Raw genomic sequence first — 13,721 nt, forward strand, 5'->3', positions numbered from 1 at the left:
CGGTGCGGGTTCTCACCCACCACCGCCCGCCCTCGCGGACCTCCGCTCAGCTGACGCCACTCACCGAGACGAATCCCTCCAGCGGTGTGGTCGCGCTCCCGGGCCGGATGTCCGGGCCGACGCTGCCCTCGCCCCAGTAGTGGTCACCGATGTTGGTGATCCATTTCTTGGCGGTGTCGTCGTAGGTGGCCGGGCTGACCGAGCGCCACCTCCGGCCGGCCGGCTCCAGGTCGTTCGCCATCGAGCCCCAGGCCTGCTGCACGGTCAGCGCCGGCCGCAGTTCCCACCACAAGAACTTCTCCGGGAACAGGTAGCTCGCGAACCGGGCCCCGGTGCCGCCGTTCACGCACTGGGCGTTGGTGTCGAAGCCGTTCAGCAGGTGCAGGCCGCGGAACGCCTTGCCCCAGCGGTCGAAGTAGTCGAGCGTGCCGTCGGTGTCGCGCAGCACCTGGCAGCTCTCCAGCTGGAGCCACTCCAGCTGGTCGTCGCCCCAGCGGGCGTCGTCCGGGGTGATGTTCCCGTCGTCGTGCGCCCCCTTGAAGGTGAAGCCGCCGGGCCCTCCGTGGCCGGTGTACCACTGGGCGTCCACCTTGTCGGTGTAGTCGGCGTCCCAGCCCTTCTGGTTCTTGTCCTTGAAGTCCTTCTCGAAGGCGCTGGCACCCCGCCAGTCGAACGACACGGTGTGGTTGTGCGCCTTGATCACCGACCTGAACCCGTTCGCGCTGTCCTGCGCGCACTGCCACTCGTCCACGGTCTGCTCGATGCCGTTGGTGGCGAAGGTGCCGCCCGCGCCGCCCTGCACGCCGGTGGCCGAGGCGTCGCCCTTGGCGTTCGCCAGGCTCACCCGGGCGGTGCTGGTCAGGCCGTCGGCGTCGGTCACGGTGACGGTCAGCGCCTCCACGGACGACCTGGTCAGCCGGTCCCGTTGGGCCGGCGTGTAGGCGATCTCGGGCTTCTCGCCGTCCAGCTGAACCGAGGACGACGCCCAGCGGTACGCGTACGGCGCCGTGCCGCCGCGCACCCCGGCCGCGGCCGAGACCGTGGTCCCGTCACCGCTCGCCTTCAGCGTGACCGTGGGGGCCAGCGCCGGCGCGGCCGCCACCAGCTTGCCGCCGTAGCGGCTGTCCTGCTCGATCGCCCCGGTCGGCCGGCAGATGTAGTGCGGAACCAGCTTCGTCACCGTGCCCTTGCCGTCGGCCTCGGTCGCCCCGAGGGCGGAGGCGTAGTAGCCGAGCACCGGGGTGTCCTGCTTGACCGCGTCGCCGTACAGCGCGGTGCAGCTCTTCTGCGCCGTGGCCGGGCTGACGATCGGCACCTGCCCCGACGCCTCCACCTGGCGCACGGCCTGGCTCAGCTGGATCACCGTGCCGTCACCGGCGAACGAGGCCCGAGCCTTGGCGCCCGGCCCGACCACCGGAATCCCGCCCAGCGTCAGCTGGTACGAGACGGTGGTGTCGATCTGATAGCTGCGCGTGGTCTTTTCGCGGGTGGCGCGATGGTCCACGGTGGTGTGACCGATCACCGTCTGCGCCCCGTAGCCCTTCGGCACGGGCAGGACCTCCTTGGCCCGGCGCAGCGCCACGTCGTCGGAGGGCGCCTTGATCCGGGCGAGGGCGGCGAAGTCCACGCTCTCCGACGCCGTCGGCAGGCCGGACTCGTCCTTGCCCTCGCGCAGGAAGCTGGTCGGCACCCGGGCGAAACGCTCGGGGTCGGTGTAGGAGAACGATCCGTCGGGCCGCAGGGCGTTACCGATCCCGGCGGTGCGCGCCAGCGTCTCGGCGTCCGTGGCGGTCAGCCCCTCCTGCACGACCTGGTACACGGTCGCGGTCGGCACGATCGCCGCGCCGAGGGGACGGGCCTGCGCACTCGCGCCGCCGGAGAGCGGCATCAGCACGGCGCCGGTGGTGGCCGCGGCGAGGGTGACGGTGAGGGCACGTCCCCGTGCGCGCCTGGTAGTACTGGACATTCGGCAACTCCATATCTGGGAGAGCCGGGCGGGCAGGCCCGGCACCCGTGAAGGAGTGGATCAACAGCCTGGTAGATACACCCTGCGTCATCTGGATTTAACATTGCGTTACGCTTGAGTACCCGGCCAAACACCCCGTGGTCCCGCCCGGTCCGCCGGTCCGGGCGGTGGGCCGGATAGGGTCCGGTGGCGTGAAACTTCGTGAGGAACGCGTGTCGATCCCGTCCCGCCAGGGCCACGAGATCCAGGCGGTGGTGATCACCCCCGTCGGCGACACCCCCCGTCCCGGTGTCCTGCTCTACACCGACATCTTCCAGCTGACCGAGTCGACGTTGCGCACCGCCCGGCGGCTGGCCGCGTCGGGCTTCCTGGTGCTGGTGCCGGAGATCTACCCGCGTGGCGAACTGGCCGGTGTGGCACTGGAATTCGACGACGAGGGCAAGGCCCGGGGGCTGGCCGGCGCGGCCTCGATGCCCACCGCCGCCTTCGACGAGGACCGGGTCAGCGCCCTGGACCACCTCACCGCCCTGCCCGGCGTCACCGACGTGCTGGTGACCGGCTTCTGCATCGGCGGGCACCTGGCCTTCCGGGCCGCCTTCGACGAGCGGGTGGCCGCGACCGTCTGCTTCTACCCGACCGGTCTCCAGGACGGGAAACTCGGTGCCGACGTGGCCGACTCACTGTCGCGGGCCGGCGACATCCGGGGCCGGCTGTTCATCATCTTCGGCTCGCAGGACCCGCACGTGCCGGCCGACGCCCGGTTGCAGGTGCTGTCGGCGCTCTACGCCGCCGGCCTGGAAGACCTCGAACTGCACGTGTACGCCGGCGGCGAGCACGCGTTCATGCGCGACATCGGCGCCCGCCACGACCCGGAGCTGACGGATCTGGGCCTGCGGGAGGCGGTTTCGTTCTTCACCGGGCGGTCGTAGCGGTCTTCGGCGGCCGGCCCTCAGCGCCCGGTGGAGCGGAACCGCTGCTGGTACTTCAGCGGTGAGATGCCCAGCCGGGCCACGAAGGCCCGGCGCAGCGCCTCGGCGTTGCCGTAACCGGCCAGCTGCGACGCCTGGGCCACGGTGGCCCCGGCGTCCAGCTTGGCCCGGGCCGCCTCGAACCGGATGTCGGCCAGGTATTCCATCGGCGTGGAGTCGAGCTCCTCACGGAACAGCCGGGCCAGGTGCCGCACGCTGACCCGGGCGTGGTCGGCCAGGTCCTGGGCGGTGAAGGGCTTCGCCGGGTCCTCCTGGATCAGGTCCACCACCGAGCGCACCACCGGCGTGCGCGGCGCCGGGCCCTGGAGCTGGGCCGAGAACTGCGACTGCCCGCCGGCTCGCTGGAGGTAGACCAGCAGCGACTGGGCCACCCGGCGGGCGGCGTCGGCCCCGTGGTCCTCCTCGACCAGGGCCAGGCCCAGGTCGATGCCCGCGACCACCCCGGCCGAGCTGTACACGTTGCCGTCGCGCACGAAGATCGAGTCGGGCTCGACCAGCACGCCGGGGTACTCCTTGGCCAGGCGGCCGGTGAACTTCCAGTGCGTGGTGGCCCGGCGGCCGTCGAACAGACCGAGCGCGGCCAGCACGAAGGCCCCGGAGCAGATGCTGGTGACCCGGCGGGCCCGGGGCACCAGCAGCCGGGTGGCCTCCAGCACCGCGGGTGTGACGAACGACGGCGGGGCGGACTCGCTGCCCGGCACCACCAGGGTGTCCAGCTCACCGGCCTCCGCCGCCGAGGTCATCACCTCGACCCGCGCCCCGACCGAGGTCAGGACCGGCTTGCCGTCCGGCGAGATGAGCACCACCTCGTAGTTGCCGGCGGTCTGGTTGGCCTCCACGAAAACCTCGGCCGGCCCGGAGAAGTCAAGCATCTTGACGTAGTCGAACACGAGTATGCCGATGCGCAGCCGCTTGGCCCGGGAAGTCACGGTCACCTGCTCATTCTCGTCACGAACATGATCCGGTCCGCATCGACCGCATCCATGATGACCTATTTTCCTGAGTCGCATTCCGAGGGGTTCTCGTCCGCCGGTGAGGGGTCGCCGCGCAGCGCCCGGGGGCAGGCTGGACCTCCGACCAACTTCCCCCGCAGGAGCCGATCCCCTTGCCCGACCGCAGACCCACGATCGTCCTCGTCCACGGCGCGTTCGCCGACGGCGCCAGCTGGGCGCCGGTCACCCGTCACCTCCTCGACCGCGGTTTCGACGTGCTGGTGCCGCCGGTGCCCAACCGCACGCTGAGCGGTGACGCCGCCTACATCCGCTCCGTCGTCGAGCGGATCGACGGCCCGGTGGTGCTGGCCGGGCACTCCTACGGCGGTGCCGTCATCACCGTCGCCGGCCTCGCGGCCAACGTCAGCGCCCTGGTCTACGTGGCGGGCTACGTACTGGAAGAGGGCGAGAGCCTGGGCCAGTTGCAGGGCGGTTTCCCGGAGTCCGACCTGGCGGCGCACCTGGTGCAGACCGGCACCCCGGCCGACGGACCGGAGTTCTCGGTCGAGATCGAGGCCTTCGGCGAGGTTTTCGCCGCCGGCCTCGACCCGGGCACGGCCCGGGTGCTGGCGGTCTCGCAGCGCCCGCTGGCCGGTGCCGCGTTCGGCGAGCCCGCCGCGGCGGCCGCCTGGCGCACCCGCCCGGCCTGGGGCATCGTCGCCTCGGCCGACCGCACCATCAACCCCGACGTGGAGCGGTTCGGCTACCGCAGAGCCGGTATCCAGCACGTCGTCGAGCTCGACGGACCGCACCTGCTGATGCAGACGCATGCCGCGGAGGTCGCCAAGGTGATCTCCGACGCGGCAGACACCCACTGAATCCATCCCCACAGACAAGGACCGTCATGCCCGGACCAGATCCCGTCCTCGAGCCGGCCGCACAGGAATTCGTCGAGGCCACCGCCAGACCGCCGTTCCTCTACCAGCTCCCGCCGGACGAGGGCCGGGCCGCGGTCGACGGCGTGCAGAGCGGCGACGTGGCGGTGCCCGACGCCGACATCGAAGACCTGACCATCACCGACGGCGTCTCGATCCGGATCTTCCGGCCGAAGGGCGTCACCGGCCCACTGCCGGTGCTGCTCTACACCCACGGCGCCGGCTGGGTGTTCGGCAACGCGCACACCCACGACCGGCTCGTCCGCGAGCTCACGGTGCGGGCCCGGGCCGCCACCGTCTTCGTGAACTACAGCCTCTCCCCCGAGGTGAAGTACCCGATCGCGATCGACGAGATCTACACCGCCCTGGAGTGGATCGCCGCCGAGGGCGCGAACCACGACCTGGACGCGTCACGGCTCGCGGTGGCCGGTGACTCGGTCGGCGGCAACATGACCATCGCCACCACCATCCGATCCAAACAGCGCGGTGGCCCGGCGATCTCGGCCCAGGTGCTGTTCTACCCGGTCACCGACGCCGACTTCGGCACGGACTCCTACGACCAGTTCGAGACCGGCTACTTTCTGCACCGCGAGGGCATGAAGTGGTTCTGGAACCAGTACACGACCGACCCGGCGCAGCGCGCGGAGATCACCGCCTCGCCACTGCGGGCCAGCGTCGGCGAACTGGCCGGCCTGCCGCAGGCCCTGGTGATCGTGGCCGAGGCCGACGTGCTGCGCGACGAGGGCGAGGCCTACGCGGCCAAGCTACGGCTGGCCGGTGTCCCGGTCACCGCCGTGCGCTACCAGGGCATCATCCACGACTTCGTGATGGTGAACGCCCTGGCCGACACGCATGCGGCCAAGGCCGCCACCCGGCAGGCCGGCGACTTCCTGTTCGACGCCCTGCACCCCTGAGCGTCCGGCAGGCTTCAGGAAAGCTGTTCCACCGGAACCCCGATCGCGTCACCACTGGTCTTCACGGTGATCGAGGTCGGGGTTCCGGGCGTTCCGGTGGCGCCGGTGGTTCCGGCCGGCAGCCCCAGCTGGTAGCGCATGCCCGACCAGCCCGGCACCGCCACCGGCCGGGTCACACCGTAGGCACGCACCACGCCCTCGTCGTCCGTGACCGAGAGCACCGGGGTGCCCGGCTTCAGCAGGGTGATGCGCCGTAACGCCTTTCGCGACGAGATCACCATCTTCTCGCTCGCCCTCAGGGCGTTCGTCAGGATCAGCGGGCCGGGTGCGCCCAGCATCACGCCGTAGATCGTGTACGTCTCACCGTCCACGGTGTCGGTCGCGGCCCAGAGCAGGCACCCTCCGGCCGCTTTCGTGGATCCGGTCTTGATCCCGATCACCCCGTTGCGCCCGAGCAGCTTGTTGGTGGTCGTCAGCGTGTTCAGCGGGATCGTGGTCCGCCCGGTGCCGACGATCTCGGCGAACACCGGGTCCTTCATCGCCGCCAGCGCCAGGTCGAGCAGGTCCACGGCACTGCTGCGCGACTTCTTGCTCAGACCCGAGGCGTCGGCGAAAGACGTTGCCGTCAGACCCATCCGGGCGGCCTGCGCGTTCATCTTCGCGACGAAGAGTTTCGGCGAACCGGCGTCCCACCGCCCGAGGATGTCGGCCATGTTGTTGCCCGAGCGGATCAGCAGGCCCTCCAGCGCCTCCCGCTGGGTGAACCGCGTGCCCGCCCGGACCTTGACCAGCGACTCGCCGTCGGCCTTGCGGGCGGGGTAGGAGTCCGCCTCGGCCCGGGTCACCGTGATACTCGGCCCCTCCTCCCCCGGGGCGAGCGGGTGGTCGGCCAGAATGGTGTACGCCGTCATCACTTTCGTCACGCTGGCGATTGGCACCGACTTCACGCCGCTGTTCACGTGCCCCATCGTGCCCACACCCGGCACCACGATCCGGGCCCGCCCCCGCGACGGCCAGTCCACCTTGGGCGCGCCGCCCGGATAGGCGCCGTCGACCGGCACCAGCCACTGAACCTGTGACTGGACCGGCGACTGAAGCGGAACGGCCCTCGCCGGCACCGGGTTCAGGACGACGGCAAGAACCGAACAGAGGACGACGAGGGGCCGTGCGAACGGACGCAGCACTGGATCGACTCCCGGAATCTCGCAGCAGTACCGCGGTGACTGCGGGTCATACTAGCGAGATCCGGGTGGTCATCCGGGTTCCGGCGGACCGTGTCCTACTCCCCGACCTGCCCGTCGATCGACTCGCGGATCAGGTCGGCGTGCCCGTTGTGCCGGGCGTACTCCTCGATCATGTGCGCCACGATCCAGCGCAGGGTCGGAGCCTGGCCCGTCCGCCGGTGCTCACGGCGCGCCGGCTGCCCCATTCCCCCCTCGGCCAGGGCGACGGCGGTCGCGGCACGTGAGCGGGCGACATTCTCCTGCCACAGCGCGTGCAGAGTCTCCGGGGAGTCGGAGGCGGCGGAGTGCCAGTCCCAGTCGCGGTCCGCGTCCCAGTCCACGGTGTCCCAGGGAGGCGTGGGGGCGACCCCGGCCAGGAAGTTGCCGAACCACCAGTCCTCCACGTAGGCCAGGTGTTTGATCATGCCGCCGAGGGTCATGGTGGACGCCGCGACGGTCGCCGACAGACCGGCGGCATCAAGACCGCCGGTCCGCCAGGCGAAGGTGGCGCGCTGGTACTCCAGGAAACCGATCAGGGTGTCCGCCTCGTCGCCCACCATCGGCGGCTCGGGACGTCCGTGCTCGTCGACGTCCACCGGCCGAGCGTCCACCTGGGGTTCCGGCGCGCCCTGGGTCACTTCAGCGTCTCCCCGAGCTGCGAGGCCATCAGCTGCACGAACCGGGCCGGGTCATCGGGCTGCGTGCCCTCGGCCAGAAGCGCCATGCCGTGCACCAGTTCGACGGTCTCGGCCAGCTTCGTGTCGTCCGGGCGGGACTCGTGCGCCGAGCGCAGACCCGCGACCAGCGGATGGCCGGGGTTGAGCTCCAGGATGCGGCGCTCCTGCGGAATCGCCTGTCCCATCGCCCGGTACAGGTTGACCAGGGTCGGCGTGGCGTCGTTGGCGTCGCTCACCACGCAGGCCGGGGAGGTGGTCAGGCGGTTCGAGAGCCGGACCTCCTTCACGTCCTTGGTCAGCACCTCGCCCATCCAGGTGAGCAGGCCGGCGAACTGCTCCTTCTGCTGCTCGCGCTCGCCCTCCTCCTTCTCGTCGAGGTCGATCTCGCCCTTGGCCACGGACTGGAACTGCTTGCCGTCGAACTCCGGCATGCCGTCCACCCAGACCTCGTCGATCGGGTCGGTGAGCAGCAGCACCTCCAGCTCCTTGGCCCGGAAAGCCTCCATGTAGGGCGAGTTCTCGATCGCCACGCGGGATTCGCCGGTGAGGAAGTAGATCTTGTCCTGGCCCTCCGGCATCCGCTCCACGTACTCCCGCAGCGACGTGCGCTTCTCGGCGTCGTGGGTGGTCTCGAACGAGCAGATCTCCAGGATGGCGTCGCGGTTGGCGAAGTCCTGGAGCAGGCCCTCCTTGACCACGCGGCCGAACTCGCCCCAGAACTTGGCGTACTTCTCCGGCTCGTTCGCGGCCAGGCCCTTGACCGACTGGAGCACGCGCTTGGTCAGCCGCTTGCGCATCGACTCGATCTGCCGGTCCTGCTGGAGGATTTCGCGGGACACGTTGAGCGCCAGGTCCTGTGAGTCCACGACGCCCTTGACGAAGCGCAGGTACGCGGGCACCAGCTCCTCGCAGTCGTCCATCACGAACACCCGGTTCACGTAGAGCTGCACGCCGTGCTTGGCGTCCGGGCTGAACAGGTTGGCGGTGGCGCGCTCGGGCAGGAACAGCAGGGCCTGGTACTGGAGGGTGCCCTCGATGTTCAGCCGGATCGTCTCCAGCGGGTCGTTCCAGTCATGGCTAATCCGCCGGTAGAGCTCGGCGTACTCCTCGTCGGTCACCTCGGAGGCCGGGCGGGTCCAGAGCGCCTTGCGGGAGTTGACGGTCTCCAGCTCGCGCGGCGCGGGCTCCTCGTCGTCCTCGGTTTTCGGGGTCTCCGCCGACAGCATGCGGATCGGCCAGGTGATGAAGTCCGAGTACCGGGTGATGATCTCGCGGACCTTGCGGTCCTCGGTGTAGTCGAACAGCCGGTCCTCGGGATCGGCCGGCTTGAGGTGCAGCGTGATCGAGGTGCCCTGTGGGGCCTCGTCGAGTGCCTCCAGCGTGTAGGTGGCCTCGCCCGCGGACTCCCAGCGGGTCGCCTCGGCCTGCCCCGCCCGCCGGGTGACCAGCGTGACCCGGTCGGCCACCATGAAGCTGGAGTAGAACCCGACCCCGAACCGGCCGATCAGCTCCTCGGTCTCGGCCTCGTCCTTCTGCGCCTCCTTGAGCTGGCGCATGAACTCGGCGGTGCCGGAGTTGGCGATCTTGCCGATCAGGTTCACGACCTCGTCGCGCGACATCCCGATGCCGTTGTCGCTGATCGTCAGCGTGCGCGCCTCGGCGTCCAGGTCGATGCGGATGTGCAGGTCGGTGGTGTCGACGTCGAGCGTGTCGTCGTTGAACCGTTCCAGCCGCAACTTGTCCAGGGCGTCCGACGCGTTGGAGATCAGCTCACGCAGGAACAGGTCCTTGTCCGAGTAGATCGAGTTGATCATCAGCTGCAACAGCTGACGGGTCTCGACCTGGAACTCGTAACTCTCGGCCTGGGTCGTCATGGCACCTTTCCCCATGTTCACGTCTCGTTCACGTTCGCGAAGTCTTGCGGGTCAAGATTAGTCGGCCCCGCCGGGTGAGGGGACGACGTCACACGCTCACCTTCCGGCAGTCTGGTGGGACGGATGTGCTTGGGTTTGTCGACCGGCAGATCCTTGCCCTCCCGTACGCGCGAAAGGATGGCCTCGTGGCCGCTCCGGAGTCCCTGTCCGACCGTCCTGTCATCGTTCTCTCCCCGCACCTGGGCGATGCGGCCCTCTCCTGCGGTTACCTGATGTCCCAGCTGGCGCTCCGGTCGCCGGTGACGGTGATGACGCTGTTCACGCACAGCCAGGGGAACCCCAGCCGCACGGCCCGCGCCTACCTGAACAAGCGCAACGCGCGGCTCGCGCCGCCGCTGTACAACCAGCGCCGCACCGAGGACATCCTGGCCCTGCGCTCGATCCAGGTGACCGGCGTGCACTTCGGCCTGCCGGACGCCCTGTGGCGGCGCCGCGACGACCCGCGCGTGCCGAAGGTGGCGGGTGACCTGCTGCCCGAGGTCAGCGTGATCTACCCGACCTACCGCTGGCACATCGCGAGCGGCCAGGTGTCGCCGCACGACAAGCAGTTGCGTGCCGACCTGGTGCAGCGCGTTCTGCTGACCACGAGCGCGGACGACGTGATCCTGGCGCCCCTCGGCCTGAGCCGGCACGTCGACCGGGTGCTCGCCAACCAGGTGGGGAATGCCCTGATCGGCAAGCGGACCGTGGGGTTCTACGCCGACCAGCCGGACGCCCAGAAGCTGGAGGAGGCGCTCCCCGCCCCGAAGGGCATGGAGCAGCTGAAGTTCGACGTGGACCAGCACGCCAAGGCCGTGCTGCTGGAGCGCTATGCCACCCACACCCGGTGGGTGCTGGGCAAGCGCATCCCGGCGCTGGACGAGACGGTGTTCCTGCCCAGCTCGATCGCCTGATCCTTCGCCTGGTCCGCCCCTCGTCCGACGGTCAATGGTGGACGACGAGGGGTGCCGCGGGTTCGGCCGTGCGCAGACGAGTGCCGTAGGCCAGGCCCACGGCCAGCAGCAGACCGGTGAAAAGGCCGTAACCACGGTCCAGTCCGTCGTCGCCGCTGATCAGCTGGAGCAGCACCAGCACGACGACGGCCCCGGCGAGCACCGGCCGCAGCCGGCTGAGGCCGCTCAGACCCGGGGCACCGACCCGCAGCACCTGCACGGCCACCAGCTCGGCGAGCAACGCCATCACCACAAGCCCGGCCAGGAGGGAGAACGACCCGTCCCACCCGGCCCGCTGCACGCACAGCCCCTGGCTGAACACCTCGACGCAGGTGCGGTGCCAGGGCAGGAACAGGTCGATCAGGAAGAGGACGCCGGTGGTGGCGACGACCGTCCCCCCGAGCGTGAGCGGCACACGGCTGGCCATTACTGGTGCTCCGTTTCCGGACGATGTCTTCTCTGTCAGGCGGCTGTGACCAAGCCTGCCAGGATCATCGCCGGGCGACGACCGATTTCCGCGGGATGCCCCGGCCTCCGGATCAGCGGGGACAGGGCAGGCCGGTGGACCACCAACGGCGCTAAACGCTCCATCACGCCCCCTCCCCCGGCGTTCTCGACGCTGACAGCGGGACCGGGCGGGCGGGCCGGGGCGGACGTGACCCTTCGCTGAAGGTAGCCGGAAGTCGTAGCGGGCCGGACGCACTCGTGGCCGTGCGGTTCCCCCGAAGGGGACGCACGGCCACGAGAAGGACGACGGCTCACCGCTCGGCGGTACCGGGACTACTCCGGACGCTGGCCGTAACCGTTGGGGTTGTAGCGGGTCTGCTCGTACTGGTCGGCCGGACCCTGCTGAGCCGGCTTGTCACCCTGGCCCTGCCCCTGGGCCTGGCCCCACTGGTTCTGCTGACCCCACTGGTTCTGCTGGCCCTGGTCCTGCTGGCCGAACTGGCCCTGACCGGGCTGCGCCTGGTTCTGCGAGTTCTGCTGGCCGAACTGGTCCGGCTGACCGTACGGGTTCGGGCTGTACTGCACCTGGCCCTGGCCGTACTGGTTCTGGTCGCCGTACTGCGCCTGCTGACCGAACTGGGCCTGGTCGCCGTACTGCGCCTGCTGACCGAACTGGGCCTGGTCGCCGTACTGGGCCTGACCGAACTGCTGCTGGTTGTGCCCGCCGAACTGCTGCTGCTGGCCGAACTGGTCCGCCGGGCCGCCGAACTGAGCCTGCTGACCGTAGGGTGCCTGGCCGAACTGCTGCTGGTTCTGCTGGCCGTACGGGGCCTGCTGGCCACCCTGACCGCCCCACTGCTGCTGGCCCGGGTTCTGTCCCCACGACGACCCCTGACCGGGGGTGGAGGGCGACGCCGCGGCCGGCGTCTCCTTCAGGCGCAGGGCGTTACCGGCGACCAGACCCAGGATGAGCAGCACGCCGAGGTACAGACCGAAGCCGCGGCTGAACGACGACTCGATGTCCAGGTCCGCCGTCACCCCGAGGCCCGAGTAGAGGCTCTTCAGGCTCTCGGTGTCCACGCCGAGGTCGTGGCCCTTCACCGTCTCCACCAGCACCAGCAGGGCGGCGAGGCCGGAGACGCCCAGCCGGATCGGGCCCCACGGCACACCGTCGGGCAGCTTCACCCTGGCGACCTGGACCACGACGACCTCGGCCACGAGCAGGACCACCAGGATCGCGGCGGCCTTCGGCAGGCCGAACTTCCAGGCGTCGGCGCTCGTTGAGCTGGAGGTGCCGAAGCCGCTGTACTTGTACACCCACCAGGGCAGGAACGTGGCGATCAGAAAGAGCACCCCGGTGGCGGCGACGATCTTCCCGCCGAGGGTGAGCGACGGATTGCTACTGGGCATGAGGCGAGGGCTCCTTCTGGTCCACGGGTGGTCGAGCTGTGGGCACGCAGAGCCGTCCTCACGTCACCCATAGGCACCGCCCCCGGCCTCCCCCGGCCACGGAACAGCGCCCCCGACCTGACGGATCTGCGCTTCCGGAGGCTGGACGCACCGAGCCCCCTCCACGTTGCACGCGAGTTCCGCCGAACCGCAGCCCGCCCTCCGTGCCATCGGCCGGGTGCAAAACGAAAGCCCCGGACCATCAGGTCCGGGGCTTTCGGCGTTCCGCTGCGGGTTCTCGCCCGGTCGTGTTCGACCGTGAGCACCCGTGGTGGAGGTGGGGGGATTCGAACCCCCGTCCGCCAGCGCAGAACCAGGGATTCTCCGGGCGCAGCCTGCTACGGCATTTCTCAGCCCTGGCGATCCCACAGGCGGGTCACCAAGCCGGGCTCAGTCACGGTTGGTGTTCCCGCAGGCCCCGTGACCGGTCCCTTGGGCAGTGGCCTTCTAGTCGACGCCAGTGACCGGGCCGAAGGCACTCCCGGACTGACGGACCTACACTCGCTTAGGCAGCGAGGGTGAGGTCGTTGCGCGTTGTATTGGCAACTATTGGTTTGCGACGAGGATTAACGAGATCACATCGCGTACTCGGCCCGCTTCCCCTGGCAAGACGACCGACGTCGAAACCAGTCACCCCCGTGTGGGGAGAAGAGCTGGCTGAAGAAGATCTGCATCTTCCAGGTGTTGCGATTATTCAGTTGTCAACCGTGGAGGCCGTTCCCGGCCCCACGAAGCTGTACAACTCTACAGCCTGCCCCCGTGTTCCCGCCTCCCCATTTACCGCCCGCCCGCCGCCCGCCCGCCGACCGCAGGTCGTCAGCGGTTGGCGCGCAGCGACATGGCCCGGTCGGACTCGCGCTTGTCCTGGCGCTCGCGCAGGGTCTGCCGCTTGTCCCAGTTCTTCTTGCCGCGGGCCAGGGCGATCTCCACCTTGGCCTTGCCGTCCTTGAAGTACAGCTGGAGCGGCACCAGCGTGTATCCACCCTCCCGCGAGCTGCCCGCCAGCTTGTCGATCTCGTAGCGGTGCATCAGCAGCTTGCGGCGCCGGCGCGGGGCGTGGTTGTTCCACGTGCCCTGGAGGTACTCCGGGATGTGCACGTTGTGCAGCCACGCCTCACCGGCGTCGATCTGGGCGAAGCCGTCGACGAGCGAGGCGCGACCCTGACGCAGGGCCTTCACCTCGGTACCGGTGAGCACGAGGCCCGCCTCGTACGTGTCGTCGATGTGATAGTCGTGCCGCGCCTTACGGTTGGACGCAACCACCTTGCGACCGGTCTCTCTGGGCACGTCACCACACCTCTCTACCGCGAATGCCGAGGATCA

12 protein-coding genes and 1 other RNA gene are annotated in these 13,721 nt (G+C 69.8%); 4 read left to right on the plus strand and 9 right to left on the minus strand.

What is annotated here, in order from left to right:
* Nucleotides 1-46: 46 nt before the first annotated feature.
* On the minus strand, nt 47-1,966 hold the full coding sequence (locus KIH74_RS34390; protein WP_214160627.1) for a DUF6345 domain-containing protein: 1,920 nt from the start codon (nt 1,964-1,966) through the stop codon (nt 47-49).
* A 191-nt stretch (nt 1,967-2,157) separates the two neighbouring features.
* On the opposite strand from KIH74_RS34390, the gene KIH74_RS34395 reads away from it, so the two are divergent.
* Nucleotides 2,158-2,895, plus strand: a complete 738-nt coding sequence (locus tag KIH74_RS34395) for a dienelactone hydrolase family protein (protein ID WP_214160628.1) — start codon at nt 2,158-2,160, stop codon at nt 2,893-2,895.
* Nucleotides 2,896-2,915: 20 nt separating this feature from the next.
* Here the strand turns inward: KIH74_RS34395 and KIH74_RS34400 are convergent, their stop codons facing one another.
* Nucleotides 2,916-3,884, minus strand: coding sequence for a GlxA family transcriptional regulator (locus tag KIH74_RS34400; protein WP_372492173.1), 969 nt, complete (start codon nt 3,882-3,884; stop codon nt 2,916-2,918).
* Nucleotides 3,885-4,060: 176 nt separating this feature from the next.
* Between KIH74_RS34400 and KIH74_RS34405 the strand changes: the two genes are divergently transcribed.
* The gene (locus KIH74_RS34405) at nt 4,061-4,765 is read left to right on the plus strand and encodes an alpha/beta fold hydrolase (protein ID WP_214160630.1); all 705 of its coding nucleotides are present in this window, start codon (nt 4,061-4,063) and stop codon (nt 4,763-4,765) included.
* Nucleotides 4,766-4,791: 26 nt separating this feature from the next.
* The gene (locus KIH74_RS34410) at nt 4,792-5,736 is read left to right on the plus strand and encodes an alpha/beta hydrolase (RefSeq protein WP_214160631.1); all 945 of its coding nucleotides are present in this window, start codon (nt 4,792-4,794) and stop codon (nt 5,734-5,736) included.
* 14 nt (nt 5,737-5,750) lie between these two features.
* Here the strand turns inward: KIH74_RS34410 and KIH74_RS34415 are convergent, their stop codons facing one another.
* The 3 genes from KIH74_RS34415 to htpG all read right to left on the minus strand — a co-directional run bounded on the left by KIH74_RS34415 (nt 5,751) and on the right by htpG (nt 9,510).
* A complete protein-coding gene (locus tag KIH74_RS34415; protein ID WP_214160632.1) occupies nt 5,751-6,797 on the minus strand; it encodes a D-alanyl-D-alanine carboxypeptidase family protein in 1,047 nt (348 codons plus the stop codon).
* A gap of 218 nt (nt 6,798-7,015) precedes the next feature.
* Nucleotides 7,016-7,519, minus strand: a complete 504-nt coding sequence (locus KIH74_RS34420) for a mycothiol transferase (protein WP_246573789.1) — start codon at nt 7,517-7,519, stop codon at nt 7,016-7,018.
* Nucleotides 7,520-7,593: 74 nt separating this feature from the next.
* On the minus strand, nt 7,594-9,510 hold the full coding sequence (htpG, locus tag KIH74_RS34425; protein WP_214160634.1) for a molecular chaperone HtpG: 1,917 nt from the start codon (nt 9,508-9,510) through the stop codon (nt 7,594-7,596).
* 185 nt (nt 9,511-9,695) lie between these two features.
* Between htpG and KIH74_RS34430 the strand changes: the two genes are divergently transcribed.
* A complete protein-coding gene (locus KIH74_RS34430) occupies nt 9,696-10,463 on the plus strand; it encodes a PIG-L deacetylase family protein (protein WP_214160635.1) in 768 nt (255 codons plus the stop codon).
* Between the two features lie 31 nt (nt 10,464-10,494).
* Here KIH74_RS34430 and KIH74_RS34435 read toward each other — a convergent pair whose 3' ends face one another.
* The 4 genes from KIH74_RS34435 to smpB all read right to left on the minus strand — a co-directional run bounded on the left by KIH74_RS34435 (nt 10,495) and on the right by smpB (nt 13,685).
* Complete coding sequence (locus KIH74_RS34435) at nt 10,495-10,929, minus strand: hypothetical protein (RefSeq protein WP_214160636.1); 435 nt, start codon at nt 10,927-10,929, stop codon at nt 10,495-10,497.
* 353 nt (nt 10,930-11,282) lie between these two features.
* Nucleotides 11,283-12,359 carry a hypothetical protein gene (locus KIH74_RS34440; protein WP_214160637.1) on the minus strand — a complete coding sequence of 359 codons (1,077 nt, stop codon included), beginning with the start codon at nt 12,357-12,359 and terminating at the stop codon, nt 11,283-11,285.
* A 308-nt stretch (nt 12,360-12,667) separates the two neighbouring features.
* Nucleotides 12,668-13,036, minus strand: a transfer-messenger RNA (tmRNA) gene (gene ssrA / locus KIH74_RS34445).
* A 178-nt stretch (nt 13,037-13,214) separates the two neighbouring features.
* On the minus strand, nt 13,215-13,685 hold the full coding sequence (gene smpB, locus KIH74_RS34450; RefSeq protein ID WP_214160638.1) for an SsrA-binding protein SmpB: 471 nt from the start codon (nt 13,683-13,685) through the stop codon (nt 13,215-13,217).
* Nucleotides 13,686-13,721 lie beyond the last annotated feature (36 nt).

Origin of the sequence: Kineosporia corallincola (assembly GCF_018499875.1) — a bacterium.
Taxonomy (GTDB): domain Bacteria; phylum Actinomycetota; class Actinomycetes; order Actinomycetales; family Kineosporiaceae; genus Kineosporia; species Kineosporia corallincola.